Source organism: Janthinobacterium sp. FT14W (genome assembly GCF_009208755.1).
Taxonomy (GTDB): Bacteria; Pseudomonadota; Gammaproteobacteria; order Burkholderiales; family Burkholderiaceae_D; genus Janthinobacterium; species Janthinobacterium violaceinigrum.
On sequence record NZ_WFLL01000032.1, the window covers coordinates 40,104 to 53,725 of the forward strand.

General features: G+C 66.7%; 12 protein-coding genes. 8 read left to right on the forward strand and 4 right to left on the reverse strand.

Annotated elements, in window-relative coordinates; translation table 11 throughout:
- Positions 1–54: 54 nt before the first annotated feature.
- Complete coding sequence (locus GCN74_RS20045; protein WP_152258292.1) at positions 55–807, forward strand: SDR family oxidoreductase; 753 nt, start codon at positions 55–57, stop codon at positions 805–807.
- On the opposite strand, the gene GCN74_RS20050 is transcribed toward GCN74_RS20045, so the two are convergent.
- Positions 804–1,703, reverse strand: a complete 900-nt coding sequence (locus tag GCN74_RS20050; RefSeq protein WP_152258293.1) for a LysR substrate-binding domain-containing protein — start codon at positions 1,701–1,703, stop codon at positions 804–806. The two genes, GCN74_RS20045 and GCN74_RS20050, sit on opposite strands and share 4 nt — an antisense overlap.
- 112 nt (positions 1,704–1,815) lie before the next feature.
- Between GCN74_RS20050 and GCN74_RS20055 the strand changes: the two genes are divergently transcribed.
- The gene (locus GCN74_RS20055; protein ID WP_226939128.1) at positions 1,816–3,093 is read left to right on the forward strand and encodes an MFS transporter; all 1,278 of its coding nucleotides are present in this window, start codon (positions 1,816–1,818) and stop codon (positions 3,091–3,093) included.
- Here GCN74_RS20055 and GCN74_RS20060 read toward each other — a convergent pair.
- Positions 3,090–3,749, reverse strand: coding sequence for a helix-turn-helix transcriptional regulator (locus tag GCN74_RS20060; RefSeq protein WP_152258295.1), 660 nt, complete (start codon positions 3,747–3,749; stop codon positions 3,090–3,092). The genes GCN74_RS20055 and GCN74_RS20060 overlap by 4 nt on opposite strands.
- A gap of 125 nt (positions 3,750–3,874) precedes the next feature.
- On the opposite strand from GCN74_RS20060, the gene GCN74_RS20065 reads away from it, so the two are divergent.
- From GCN74_RS20065 to GCN74_RS20085, 5 genes are all read left to right on the forward strand, one after another.
- Positions 3,875–4,354: a DUF2165 family protein gene (locus GCN74_RS20065; RefSeq protein WP_152258296.1), complete on the forward strand. Its 480-nt coding sequence runs from the start codon at positions 3,875–3,877 to the stop codon at positions 4,352–4,354.
- 75 nt (positions 4,355–4,429) lie between these two features.
- Positions 4,430–5,530 (forward strand): efflux RND transporter periplasmic adaptor subunit, encoded by a 1,101-nt coding sequence (locus GCN74_RS20070; protein ID WP_152258297.1) that lies wholly within the window; start codon positions 4,430–4,432, stop codon positions 5,528–5,530.
- A gap of 15 nt (positions 5,531–5,545) precedes the next feature.
- Positions 5,546–8,653 carry a MexW/MexI family multidrug efflux RND transporter permease subunit gene (locus tag GCN74_RS20075; protein WP_152258298.1) on the forward strand — a complete coding sequence of 1,036 codons (3,108 nt, stop codon included), beginning with the start codon at positions 5,546–5,548 and terminating at the stop codon, positions 8,651–8,653.
- A gap of 9 nt (positions 8,654–8,662) precedes the next feature.
- Positions 8,663–10,051: an efflux transporter outer membrane subunit gene (locus tag GCN74_RS20080; RefSeq protein WP_193317171.1), complete on the forward strand. Its 1,389-nt coding sequence runs from the start codon at positions 8,663–8,665 to the stop codon at positions 10,049–10,051.
- A gap of 25 nt (positions 10,052–10,076) precedes the next feature.
- The gene (locus GCN74_RS20085) at positions 10,077–10,652 is read left to right on the forward strand and encodes a DUF1349 domain-containing protein (protein WP_152258300.1); all 576 of its coding nucleotides are present in this window, start codon (positions 10,077–10,079) and stop codon (positions 10,650–10,652) included.
- Between the two features lies 1 nt (position 10,653).
- Here GCN74_RS20085 and GCN74_RS20090 read toward each other — a convergent pair whose 3' ends face one another.
- The gene (locus GCN74_RS20090) at positions 10,654–11,052 is read right to left on the reverse strand and encodes a DUF4440 domain-containing protein (protein WP_152258301.1); all 399 of its coding nucleotides are present in this window, start codon (positions 11,050–11,052) and stop codon (positions 10,654–10,656) included.
- Positions 11,049–12,470, reverse strand: coding sequence for an MFS transporter (locus GCN74_RS20095; protein WP_152258302.1), 1,422 nt, complete (start codon positions 12,468–12,470; stop codon positions 11,049–11,051). Before GCN74_RS20095 ends, GCN74_RS20090 begins: the two co-directional genes overlap by 4 nt.
- Positions 12,471–12,597: 127 nt before the next feature.
- Between GCN74_RS20095 and GCN74_RS20100 the strand changes: the two genes are divergently transcribed.
- Positions 12,598–13,500, forward strand: a complete 903-nt coding sequence (locus GCN74_RS20100; RefSeq protein WP_152258303.1) for a LysR family transcriptional regulator — start codon at positions 12,598–12,600, stop codon at positions 13,498–13,500.
- Positions 13,501–13,622 lie beyond the last annotated feature (122 nt).

The window sequence follows — 13,622 nt, forward strand, 5'->3', positions numbered from 1 at the left end:
CAGCATTGATCGATGTCAACCGCAGCATTGTGCTGCCCCCACAGGGAATCCATCATGAATCAAGCAATTGCAGGGAAAGTCGTCGTCATCACCGGTGCCAGCAGCGGCCTGGGCGAAGCCACGGCACGCCATCTGGCCGCGCTGGGCGCCTGCGTCGTGCTCGGTGCGCGGCGCATGGATTTGCTCAACACCATCGCCGAAGAAATCACGGCCGCCGGCGGCAAGGCGGCCATTGCCCGCACCGACGTGACCCAGGCGGGCGACCTGACGCGCCTGGTCGAAACGGCGCTGGCCGTGTTCGGCAAGGTCGATGTGCTGATCAACAACGCGGGGCTGATGGCCATCGCTCCCATCGACGCGCTGAAGGTCGAGGAATGGGAGCGCATGATCGATATCAACATCAAGGGCGTGCTGTACGGCATCGCGGCCGCCTTGCCGTATTTCCGCGCGCAAAACAGCGGCCACTTCATCAATATTTCATCGGTGGCGGGCGCGAAAGTGTTCAGCCCCGGTGGCACCGTCTACAGCGGTACCAAGTTTGCCGTCAGCGCCATCTCGGAAGGCTTGCGCCATGAACTGGCCGCCAGCGGCGGGACCATCCGCACCACCACCATCCTGCCGGGCGCCGTCGATACGGAACTGCCCGGCGGCAGCAGCCACGCGGAAAGCGCGGCCGGACTGAAGGAGTTCTACAAGCAAGCCATTCCCGCCGCTGCCGTGGCGCGCGCCGTGGCGTACGCGATCGAGCAGCCCGATGGCGTGGACATCAATGAAATCGTGCTGCGCCCCACGGTGCAGGAGTTTTAGGTAGCCCCTTGCTGCAGCGACTCGATGATCAGGCCGGCCAGCCGCTCGACGGGCGGCCGGGACACGCTGGAGGCGCGCAGCAATTCCAGCGATAGCGGGGGCAGGGCGGGCAAGCCCGCCGCCGCGTGATCGAGCGCGCACACGGACGAAGGCAAGCCCAGGCCGGTGCGCACCGTCACGCCCAGCCCGGCAGCGGCCGCCGCCCACAGGCCGGCCAGGCTGGGGCTGGTAAACGCCGTGCGCCAGGCGATGCCGGCCCCGTCCAGCGCCTGCGTGGCACAGCGCTGGAACAGGCAGTCGCGGTCGAACGTGATCAGCGGCAGGGGCTCGCCCGACTCGGGGCGCCAGTCCAGGCTGGACGAAGCGATCCAGCGCATGGCCGGCTCGGCAATATGCTGGCGCTGCTGCAGCGGATACTCGGCCACGTCGGCGATGCAGGCGCCGCCCCACAGCAGGGCCAGGTCCAGCTGACCCATGGCGAGCCGTTCCATCAATTCCGTGTTGCGCGCCACGTGCGCCTCGATGCGCACTTTCGGGTGCGCGCGGGCAAAGCGCCCCAGCACGTCGGGCAGCAAGGCTTCGCCAAAATCCTCCTGCAAGCCCAGCCTGATCCAGCCCTCCAGTTCCGCGCCGCGCAAGGCGACGGCCGCCTCGTCGTTCAGTTCCAGCAGGCGGCGCGCATAGCCGAGCAGCACTTCGCCGGCCGGCGTCAGCGCCAGGCACCGCCCATCCTTACGAAACAGGGGCATGCCCGCCTGCTCCTCGAGTTTTTTCAGCTGCGCGCTGACGGCCGAGGTGGAGCGGCCCACCTTGTCGGCCGCGCGGGCAAAGCTGCCCAACTCGATGCCAGCCACATAGCTGCGCAAAAAGGCGATGTCGAAATTCAACAGGCTCATGGGGCAAATGCAATCGTCCGGTTTTATGGGATGGTTAATCGTAAATTATCTGATATTCAGAATGATCGTAGCGCGCAACACTGTCAGGGTCAACCACTTTCCCCTCCCTGCCATGACCACCCGCTGCCCAGCCGTTCCCGTTCCCGTCGCCGTCCCCTCGCCCGTGCCGGGCGATGCCCACCGCTGGAAAGTGCTGGCCGTCGGCGTGGCCGCCAATGCCAGCTTTTCCGCCGCCGCCAACGGCATGCCCACGACGGCCATCTGGCTGCGCAGCGGCTATCACCTGAGCAATACGGAATTGGGGGTGGCGCTGGGCGCCATGGGCCTGGGCGTGGCCCTGACTGAATTGCCGTGGGGCATGGCCACCGACCGCTGGGGCGACCGCCCCGTGCTGCTGGCGGGCTTGCTGGGCACCATGCTGGCCTTGCTGGCCCTGCTGCTGTGGATCACGCCCGCTGACGGCGCCGTGCCGCCCCTGTGGGCGCTGGCGGCGGGACTGGCGGCAGTCGGCGTGCTGGGCGGCAGCGTGAATGGCGCCAGCGGGCGCGCCGTGATGCGCTGGTTCGGCACGGGCGAACGGGGTTTCGCCATGAGCATCCGCCAGACGGCCGTGCCCCTCGGTGGCGGCCTCGGCGCCCTCGTCCTGCCCAGCCTGGCGTCACATTACGGCTTCGTGCCCGTGTTTGGCGCCCTGGCCTGCGTATGCGGCCTGTCGGCGTTTTTCACGTGGCGATGGATGCATGAGCCCGATTTCTCTGCCGAGGCCGCCACGAGCCCGCACAACGCGTCCACGGGCCTGCTTGCCGTCAAGCCTGCGCCGCCGTTGCCAGGTCCGCTCAAAAACCGCAGAGTCTGGCGCATGGTGGCGGCCATCGGCTTGCTGTGCGTGCCCCAGTTTGCCGTGCTCAGCTACGCCACCGTCTTCCTGCACGACCATGGCCGCCAGGGCCTGGCTGCCATCACGGCCGTGATGGTGGCCCTGCAGGCGGGCGCCATGGTAATGCGCATCTGGAGCGGACGCCATACGGACCGCCACGCAAACCGGCCCGCCTACCTGCGCGGCTCGGCCCTGGTGGCGCTGGCGTCGTTCATTTTGCTGGGATGCATCGCCTGGCTGGCGGCGCCGGGCTGGCTGTTGATGGCCGCCGTGGTGGCGGCCGGCATCGCCGTGTCCGCCTGGCATGGCGTGGCCTACACGGAACTGGCCACGGAAGCGGGTGGCGCCAACGCGGGCACAGCTCTGGGCATGGCGAACACGGCCGTCTATGTGGGCCTGTTCCTCACGCCGATCGCCATCCCGCACCTGCTGGCGGCCAGCAACTGGCCCGTCGTGTGGTGGCTGGCGGGGCTGGTGGCGCTGGCCGCCCGCCCCCTGTTTCCGAAAGCTTAAGGAAGCGGCGAAATCCGGTAGACGCAGCGCATCGCATTCGCCAGCACATGCTGCTCGCGCACAATGGTCGCGCCCGCTCCCACCACTTCCTGGAACAGCTGCAGTTCGGAGCGGCAAAAGCCCTGGCAGGTGCGCGCGGCAGCGCAGATGGGGCAATGGTCTTCGATCAGCAGCCAGTCCTTGCCATCCGCTTCCACGCGGGCCATATAGCCCTCTTCGTCGCGCACGGTGGCCAGCTGCTGCAGCCGCGTGGGCAAGTCCGGCGCCGAGCACGCCAGCGCATACGCGCTGCGGCTTTCCTCTTCGCGCTGGGTGATCAGTTTATCCAGCCCCGCTTCGCCGAACAGCTGGCGCACGGAACCGATCAGCTTGATCGTCAGCTGCGCATGCGTGTCGGGAAAGCGCGCATTGCCCGCTTCCGTCAAGACCCAGTTCTGGCGCGGCCGGCCCGCGCCCGCCTGCGCTTCCTGGCGCCCCTCGATGAGGCCCGCGGCCACCAGCTTCTGCACTTGCTGGCGCGCCGCCTCGCCCGTCATGTCCAGGGTCTTGGCCAGGGTGGCCGTGGAGACGGGTCCCTTGGTCTTGATGAAATACAGGATGCGCTCCGTCGTTTGCGGCGCCTCCTGATTATCCAAACGTTTACTTGTGTAATTCATTTCGCTCAACTATCATGGGGCCAGTTAACCAACTAATTGCTTGCATAATAGGCCGGTAGTTCCCCGCTGTCGAGGAGTTTCCACGTCCGTATGCCGGCAAGGTACTCTTTTGACAGGATTTTCCCATGCAACTGTCTGACTCGATCTGGCTGTTTCACGCCATCCTCGCCAGCGGCCTGGCCATCTGGCTCAGCCTGGCCACCCTCAACAACCTGCACGCCTTCCACGGCTCCGTCTGGGCCATCGGCAACACCATGCGCATGGACCCGCTGCGCCAGGACCCGACCATCGAGACGCCGCTGCTGCGCCGCGCGCTCACCTCGCTGGCCTTGCACCGGCTATCGCTGGGCGTAGTGCTGGCCTTGCAACTGCTGGCCGCCATCGCCGCCTGGACGGGCGTGGCGCTGTACCTTGGCGCATCGCGGATGGATGCGCTGCCCTGGCTGAACCTGGCCTTGTGCGCCATGGCCGCCTTTTTGCTGCTGATGCACCTGGGCGGCCTGTGGTTCGGCTACTGGATTGCCCAGGAAGGCTTGCAGACGACGCACCTGGTGCTGCTGCTGTGGACCATAGCCCTGTTTTTCCTCTTTAACGTTCGCTTCTGACGCGCAGCGGACCTGACCAGCCTCCGCTGCGCCCCTTCTTCCCGTTATCCCTTTCTTGCAGTAAAGGACTTCATCATGAATACGAAAATCATTGGCGCCTCCGCGCTGGCCATTACCCTGGCCGTCGCGGGCGCCGCGCTCTACCCGCGCGCCGACTCCCATGCGGCCGATGCCGCCGCCTACCCCGCCACCAAGGTGGCGCTGGTGCCCGTCGTGCTGGGCACGCAGGAGCGTTTTTTTGCCGGCGTGGGCGAGCTGGAAGCGGCGCGCCAGGTGCAGGTGGCGGCCGAAACGGGCGGGCGCGTCACGCAGATCCGCTTCGAATCGGGGCAGAGCGTGGCGGCCGGCGCCATCCTCGTGCAGCTGAATGACGCCCAGGAACAGGCGGCCCTGCTGCGCCAGCGCGCGCAGCTGAAAAACGCGGAGAGCAGCCATGCCCGCACGGCGCAGATGGCCAGGGAAAAAGCGGCTACGCAGGAGCAGCTCGATGCGGCCCTGGCCGCGCGCGATGCGGCCCTGGGCGACGTGCGCCAGACGGAGGCGCTGATCGCGCAAAAGACCATCCGCGCGCCGTTCGCGGGGCAGCTTGGCATCCGCAAGGTGCACGCGGGCCAGTACCTGAACGCGGCCGACACGGTGGCCAGCCTGATCGACACAAGGTCGCTGCTGGTGAACTTCGCCCTCGATGAACAGAGCAGCGCGGCACTGGCGCCGGGCCAGGCCGTGCAAGTGCTGGTGGACGCCTATCCGAATCAGGTCTTCACGGCGAAGATCAACGCCATCGACCCCTTGATCGCCCGCTCGCGCATGGTGCAGGTGCAGGCGGCGCTGAGCGATCCCCGTGGCGTGCTCAAGGCGGGCATGTACGCGAATGTGCGCGTGGCCCGCGAGGCTGGCCGGCAGCTGACGGTACCGGAAACGGCGGTGACCTACAGCGCGTATGGCGACACGGTCTTCGTCGCGCAGCAGGAAGGCAGGCAGCCGCTCACCGTCAAGCGCGTGGGCGTGAAACTGGGCGAGCGGGCAGGGGGAAGGGTGGCCATCCTCGACGGCTTGCGCGAGGGCCAGCGCGTGGTCGCCTCGGGCCAGCTGAAACTGGCCGACGGCATGGCCGTGCAGGCCGTGGCCAATACCCTCGATGAAGTCAAGCGCGCCGCGCCCAAAGCCGGTTCTTAAGGGAAGGCCACCACCATGAAATTGACCGATTTATTCGTGCGCCGCCCCGTGCTGGCGCTGGTGATCAGCACCTTGATTCTGATGCTGGGCGTGATCGCCATCAAGCAGCTGCCGATCCGCCAATACCCGATGCTCGAATCGTCCACCATCACGGTGACGACCACGTATCCGGGCGCCTCGGCGGAACTGATGCAGGGTTTTGTCACGCAGCCGATCGCGCAAGCCGTGTCGTCCGTGGAAGGCATCGATTACCTGACGTCGTCGTCCGTGCAGGGCAGCAGCACGGTCACCGTGCGCATGGAACTGAACCGCGATTCCACGCAGGCGCTGACGGAAGTCATGGCCAAGGTCAACCAGGTGCGCTACAAGCTGCCCGAAGGCGCTTTCGACCCCGTGATCGAGCGCGCGGCCGGCGATTCCTCGGCCGTCGCCTATGTGGGCTTTGCCAGCGAGAGCGTGTCCGCGCCCGCGCTGACGGATTACCTGGCGCGCGTGGTGCAGCCGATGTTCGCCACCATCGACGGCGTGGCCAAAGTCGACGTGTATGGCGGCCAGCAGCTGGCCATGCGTTTGTGGATCGACCCGGCAAAACTGGCCGCGCGGGGCTTGACGGCGGCCGACGTGGCCGATGCCGTGCGGCGCAATAACTACCAGGCGGCGCCCGGCAAGGTGAAGGGGCAGTTCGTCGTCGCCAACATCAGCGTCAACACGGACCTGACCAGCGTGGCGGAATTCCGCGACATGGTCATCCGCAAGGGCGGCGATGAAAAGGATAGCGCCGCCCTCGTGCGTTTGAAGGACGTGGGCACGGTGGAACTGGGCGCGGCGGCGACGGAAACAAGCGGCATCATGGACGGCGTGCCGGCCGTGTATCTGGGCCTGTCGCCCACGCCCGGCGGCAACCCGCTGGTGATCGTCGACGGCATCAAGAAACTGCTGCCCGAGATCCAGAAAACCCTGCCGCCGGGCGTGAAAGTCGAGCTGGCGTTCGAGACGGCGCGCTTCATCCAGTCCTCCATCGACGAAGTGGCGCACACCCTGCTCGAAGCGCTGCTCATCGTCGTCATCGTCATCTACCTGTGCATGGGTTCCCTGCGCTCCGTGCTCATTCCCGTCGTGACGATCCCCCTGTCGATGCTGGGCGCGGCGGCGCTGATGCTGGCCTTCGGCTTCAGCATCAATTTGCTGACCCTGCTGGCGATGGTGCTGGCCGTGGGCCTGGTGGTCGACGACGCCATCGTCGTGGTGGAAAACGTGCACCGGCACATCGAGGAAGGCAAGACGCCCGTGGCGGCCGCCCTGGTGGGTGCGCGCGAAGTGGCCGGCCCCGTCGTCGCCATGACCATCACGCTGGCGGCCGTGTATGCGCCCATCGGCATGATGGGGGGATTGACGGGCGCGCTGTTCAAGGAATTCGCGCTGACCCTGGCCGGCGCCGTGGTGGTATCGGGCGTGGTGGCGCTGACCTTGTCTCCCGTGATGAGCTCCTTGCTGCTGCAGCCGAAACAGACGGAAGGGCGCATGGCGCGCGCCGCCGAGCATTTCTTCGACGGCTTGACCACGCGCTATGCGCGCCTGCTGGACCGCTCGCTGCACCACCGCTGGCTGAGTGCCGGTTTCGCCGCGCTGGTGATGGTCAGCTTGCCGTTCCTGTACCTGCTGCCGCAGCGCGAACTGGCGCCCGCGGAAGACCAGGCCAGCGTCTTGACGGCGATCAAGGCGCCGCAGCATGCCAACCTCGATTATGTGGAACGCTTCTCGTACAAGCTCGATGAGATCTACAAAAATATCCCCGAAACGGACTCGCGCTGGATCATCAACGGCGGCGAAGGCCCGGCGTCGAGCATCGGCGGCATCAACCTGACGCCGTGGGCCGGACGTTCGCGCAATGCGGCCGTCATCCAGGCCGAATTGCAGCACGCCGTGGGCGATGTGGAAGGCACCAGCATCTTCGCCTTCCAGCTGGCGCCCTTGCCGGGATCGAGCGGCGGCTTGCCCGTGCAGATGGTGCTGCGCAGCGCGCAGGATTACGCCACCCTGTTCCGCACGATGGAAGACGTCAAGCAGCGGGCGCGCGCCAGCGGCCTGTTTGCCGTCGTCGACAGCGACCTCGACTACAACAACCCCGTCGTCAAGGTGCGCGTGGACCGCTCGAAGGCGAACAGCCTGGGCATCCGCATGCAGGACATCGGTGTATCGCTGGCCGTGCTGGTGGGCGAGAATTATCTGAACCGCTTCGGCATGGACGGCCGCGCGTACGACGTCATCGCGCAAAGCCCGCACGAGCAGCGGCTCACGGCGCAAGCCCTGACGCAGCAGTACGTGCGCGCCGACGACGGCAGCCTGCTGCCCCTGTCCGCCGTCGTGTCGGTGACGGAACAGATCGAGCCGAACATGCTGACCCAGTTCAACCAGCAAAATGCGGCCACCTTCCAGGGCGTGCCGGCGCCCGGCGTGACCCTGGGCGACGCCGTGGCCTTCCTCGATGGCGTGGCGAAAACCCTGCCGCCCGGCTTCAGCTACGACTGGCAATCGGACGCGCGCCAGTTCGCCACGGAAGGCAATGCCCTGCTGCTGGCCTTCCTGGCGGCTGTCGTCGTTATTTACCTGGTGCTGGCGGCGCAGTATGAAAGCCTGACGGACCCGCTGATCATCCTGATCACGGTACCGCTGTCGATCTGCGGCGCCCTGATCCCGCTGGCCCTCGGCTACGCCACCGTCAACATCTACACGCAGATCGGCCTCGTGACCCTGATCGGCTTGATCAGCAAGCACGGGATCCTGATGGTGGAATTTGCCAATGAATTGCAGGTGCATGAACGGCTGGACCGCCTCGGCGCCATCCGCAAGGCAGCGCAGATCCGCCTGCGTCCGATTTTGATGACGACGGCCGCCATGGTGGTGGGCCTGGTGCCGCTGCTGTTCGCGTCCGGCGCGGGCGCCAACAGCCGTTTCGGCCTGGGCGTGGTGATCGTGTCGGGCATGTTGATCGGCACCTTTTTTACCCTGTTCGTGCTGCCCACCGTGTACACCTTCCTGGCCCGCCGTCACGCGGCCGACGATGCCACGCCGCGCGCACGCGATCTGTCGCAGGCACTGGCGCAAGACGCTGCGCCGCACTAAGGAATCCACATGAAAAAACGACTGTTTCCCCTTGCTGTCATTGCTCTGCTGGCCGGCTGCGCCGTCAGCCCCGCCTACGTCGCGCCGGGCACGCCCGACATCCATCTGGCCAGCCCGCAGCAGGCGCAGTTTGCGCCTGGCCAGGCCGCTGCCGGCGCCACCGCCTGGTGGACGTTTTTCGACGATGCGCGCCTGTCGCAGCTGATCGCCAGCGCCTTGGCGCACAACCTCGATATCGCGCAGGCGCAGGCGAACCTGCTGGCCGCGCGCGCCGTCTTCGACGAGCGCCGCCTCGATGAACTGCCCGCCGTCACGGGCCAGGCGGGCTGGCGGCGCAGCGTGCAGCAGGATGCGCCAGACAGCCGCGCCGCCAGCGCCAGCACGCGCGCGGGTTTCGATGCGCAATGGGAGATCGACCTGTTCGGCCGCCTCGCGCACCTCACCCGCTCGGCGCAGGCGCGCGCCGACGCGGCGCAGGCGGACTTGCGGCAAGTGCAGCTGACGATAGCCGCCGAGGTGGCGCGCAATTACTACGAGGCGCTCGGTTACCAGCAAAACCTGGCGCTGACGCAGGCGCAGATACAAAGCTGGCGCGACACGGTGGCCTTGACCGACGCGCGCATCCGCGCGGGCAGCGGCTTGCCGGAAGAGCGCCACAACGCGCTGGCCAACCTGGCGCGCAGCGAGGCGGCCTTGCCGCCGTTGCAGGCGGGCTTGCGCCAGGCGCAGTACCGGCTCGACGTCTTGAGCGGACAGGCGCCGGGCGCCATCGCGCTGGCCACCACGCCGCGGCAACAGGCGCCGCTGGCGGGCCAGCTGCCGCTGGGCGACGTGAACCAGCTGATCAAGCACCGTCCCGATGTGGCGCGCGCCGAACGCCTGCTGGCCGCCTCCAGCGAAGACCTGGGGGCCGCCACGGCGGACCTGTATCCGCGCCTCAGCCTCGGTGGTTTTCTAGGCTTCTTTGCGCTGCGCGGCAGCAGCCTGTTCGACGGCGGCGCGCGCGCCTTCGAGGTGGCGCCCTCCGTCAGCTATCCGGCCTTCCGCCTGGGCAGCGTGAAGGCACGCTTGCGCGGCACGCAGGCCGAGGCGCAAGGCGCGCTGGCGCGCTATGCACAGGCGCTGTTGGTCGCGCAGGAAGACGTGGAAAACGCCGTCACGCAGCTGGCGGAAAACCAGGCACGATTAGCCTCGCTGCTGGAATCGGCGCGCCACGGCAATGCGGCGCTCGATATCGCCAGCACGCGCTATCGGGGCGGCGCCGGCAGCTACCAGGCAGTGCTGGAAAACCAGCGCGCCTTGTACGATATCCGGCGCGAGGCGCTGCTGGCGGAAACGGCGTCCTACATCGACGCGATTGCCCTGTACAAGGCGCTGGGATGGGGGCAAACTATGTAGCATTTTTTGCTCAGGAGGAGACGCGATGTTCACGCAAGGCAGCTGGCTGAATCAGCCGGCAACATGGTCCGCCGACGGCGCGCAGCTGCGCGTGACAACGGATGCCAACACGGATTTCTGGCGCAAGACTTCGTATGGTTTTATCCGCGACAGCGGCCACTTTTTCGGCACGGCCGTCGACGGCGATTTTACGGCGCAGCTGCACGTGGCGGCGCCGTATGCCGCACTGTACGACCAGGCCGGCTTGATGGTGCGCATCGACGAGCAGAACTGGATCAAATGCGGCGTCGAATTTTCCGACGGCCAGCTCTTATTGAGCACGGTATTGACGCAGGACAAATCCGACTGGGCCGTCAGCAGCGCGCCCGCCATGCCCGACGGTTTCTGGCTGCGCGTGACGGTGGCGCAAGGCGCCATCCGCGTGCAGTATTCGACCGATGGCCAGCGCTGGCCGCTGCTGCGCCTGGCGCCGTTTCCCGCTGCATCGCGCTACCGCGTCGGGCCCATGTGCTGCACGCCGGAACGCGGTGGCCTGGAAGTGGTGTTTTCGCGGTTTTCCATCGGTCCGGCGCAGCAAAAACACTTGCACGATTTGAGTTAGATCAAGCGGTCCACGTCTCATGCAGATGGCGCCACAGCAGCGTCCCAGCCGGTGTTTTGTCATACACGACGGTCGACAGCCGCGCCGTGCTGTCGCCGCCGGGCAGCGATTGATACTCGCGGTAAGCCACGCTGGCGCCGGTGGCGCTGTCCTGGATCAATGTCAGGTCGAAAATACGCATGAGGAGGCCCGGACGGCTGCCGCCGGCGCCCTGGAAAAACGCCGTCAAGCCAGCATGGTCGAGCGGCTTGCCGCCCGGTGACACCATCGTAAAGTCAGGTGAAAAACGCGCCAGCAATGCGGCGCAATGTTCGGGCGCCGTGGCTTCGCCGGAGAGCCACTCGCGGATCAGCACATGCGTGGATAAAACGTCGTCAAAACAGGGGTGAGAGGCATTCATTTTTTGCTTGCTCCATGGTGATGTAAAAGGTCGAGAATGGCGCGGTTATCGATGCGCGCGCACAGCGCCAAAGGCAGCACGCACGAGGCGGCGGCCAGCGCAAAACACCAGTGAAACACCTGCGCCGCGCGCGCATGCTGGGCCGGGTCGTCCAGCGTGGCGATACCGCGCGCCGCCAGCAGGCTGTTGAGCAGCACGCTGAGCAGCGCCACGCCCAGGCAAAAGCCCAGCTGGCGGTTGATGTTCCACACGGCGCTGGCCTGGCTCAGCTGCCCATCCGGCGTGCGCAGGAACGCCGTGCTTTGCGCCGTGCTGCTGCACAAGCCGCCGCCAAAGCCCATCACGGCATACGCGCCGGCCAGCCAGAACAACTGGCCCGCCGAGTCCACCCGCAGCAGCATCAGCATGCCCGCCGCCTGCAGCAGCGCACCAAAGATGAACAGCGGTTGCGGCCCCACGCGGCGGTAGCTTTTCCCCGTCAGCGAAATGGCCGCAAACGAGGCCAGCGCCCACGGCAGCATCAGCGCGCCCGCCGTGGACGCGGGCATGCCCAGCACGCCCTGCAGGTACAGCATGGCCAGCAGGCTCACGCCCATGAACACGCCCGGCACCAGCAGGTACATCAGCATGGACACGCGCAGCAGGGGTTCCGTGGCCAGGCGCAGGTTGAGCAGCGGCGTGGATGTGCGCAGCGCGCCGCGCACATAGCCCCAGGCGCAGGCGGCGCCCAGCGCCAGCACGCCGGCGCCGGCCAGCCACTCGCCCGGCGTGCCCAGCATGGTCAGGCCCAGCAGCAGCAGCAAAATCGCCGTGCTGCCCGCCAGCAGGCCGCCCGTGTCGAGACGGGGAACGGCCGCGCGCGGGGGATCGGGACGCAGCCAGCAGACGGCCAGCAACAGCGTCAGCACGGCAAACGGCACGTTCAGATAAAAGATCGCCCGCCACGACAGGCTGTCGACGATCACGCCACCGAAGGCTGGCGACAGGGCGGGCGCCAGCAAGCCCACCAGCATGATGACGGAGGACAGGCCGGGGCGCTCGGCGGGCTGGTACAGCTGGTAGGTCATGCTTTGCCCCAGCGGGATCAGCAAGCCGCCGCCGAGGCCCTGCACGCAGCGCCAGGCGATCAGCGCCTCGATCGACTGCGCCAGGCCGGCGCCGATGCTGGCGCACAAAAAGATTAGCAAAGAAGACACAAACACCGTTTTGCTGCCATAATAGGCAGCCAGCCAGGCGCTGGCGGGGATGACGATGGTCAGGCCGAGGATGTAGGCGGTGCTGATCCAGGCCAGCTGCGCCACCGAGGCGTGCAAGGCATGGCCGATGTCGGGGTAGGCGACGCTGGTGATGAACATGTTGATCAGGTCGACGAAAAACCCCAGCAGATAGATGGCCGCGACCTTTTTGCGATAGTCCATGGTGCTCCGAATGGCAAACGGCCAGCTTAAGCGCCGCAGGCCATTTGCGTAACGGGCCAGGCCCGATTACACTGTCAAACAAATTTTGACAAACCTCGGAAAACCGCATGTTTACTCATTTTTATTTATGATCAGTCTTGACCGCCTGGGTATTTTCATCGCCATCGTCGACGCCGGTTCGCTGACAGCCGCCGCCGCCGTGCTGGGCCAGAGCAAGGCCGTCGTCAGTTTCAATTTGAAACAGCTGGAAGCGGAGCTGGGCGTGTCGCTGCTCACGCGCAGCACGCGCAGCCTGGCGCTGACGGACGTGGGGCGACGTTTTTACGAGGATTGCCAGCGCGTGCTCAGCGAAGCGCACGGCGCCATCGAGACGGCACGCCAGGGCCACCAGGGCTTGCGCGGCACCCTGCGCCTGACCACCACCGTGGAATACGGCAGCCGCACGGTGGTCCCCGCGCTGATCGCCTTTGCCGCCGCCCATCCGCAACTGCAGATCCAGCATTCCTCGTCCTCCTCGCACGAAGACCTGATTTCAGGCGGCTATGACCTGGCCATCCGCATGGGTTCCCTCAACGATTCGAGCTACCGCGCCGCGCTGATCGAGCCGTACGCGATCTGGCCCGTCGCCTCGCCCGCCTACCTGGCCAGCCTGCCCGGCCGCGACATCGCCACCGTGCCCGACCTGCAGCGCGCGCGCTGGCTGGCGCACAGCCGCCTCGCGTCGCCCCTGCGCTGGGACGTGCAGACGCCGGACGGCCCCGCCGTCTTCTCCGCGCAGGACGACGCCGCCATCCATTCCGATTCCGCCTCGGCCCTGCTGGGCTTTGCCCTGGGCGGCTGCGGCGTGGCGCTGCTGCCCGAATGGCTGGTGGCCGCCGAGGTGCGCGCGGGTCGCCTGCGCCGCCTGCTGCCCGATGTCGTCTTCCCGGAGCAGGGCGTATATGCCGTGTATCCGAACACGCAGCATATTGCGGAAAAAGTGCGCGCCTTTATCGACTTTTTGCGCGCGTTCGTGGGCACGCCCGCCTGAGGTTTCACGTGGCGCCACGGCGCCCCTATCACGTCGCCAACACTTGTCGAACGCAACGATTTCCAAAGGGCAAACGAGCGCCCCTTTCGTTTTTCACGGCCTACACTGAAAGGACGTTGTTC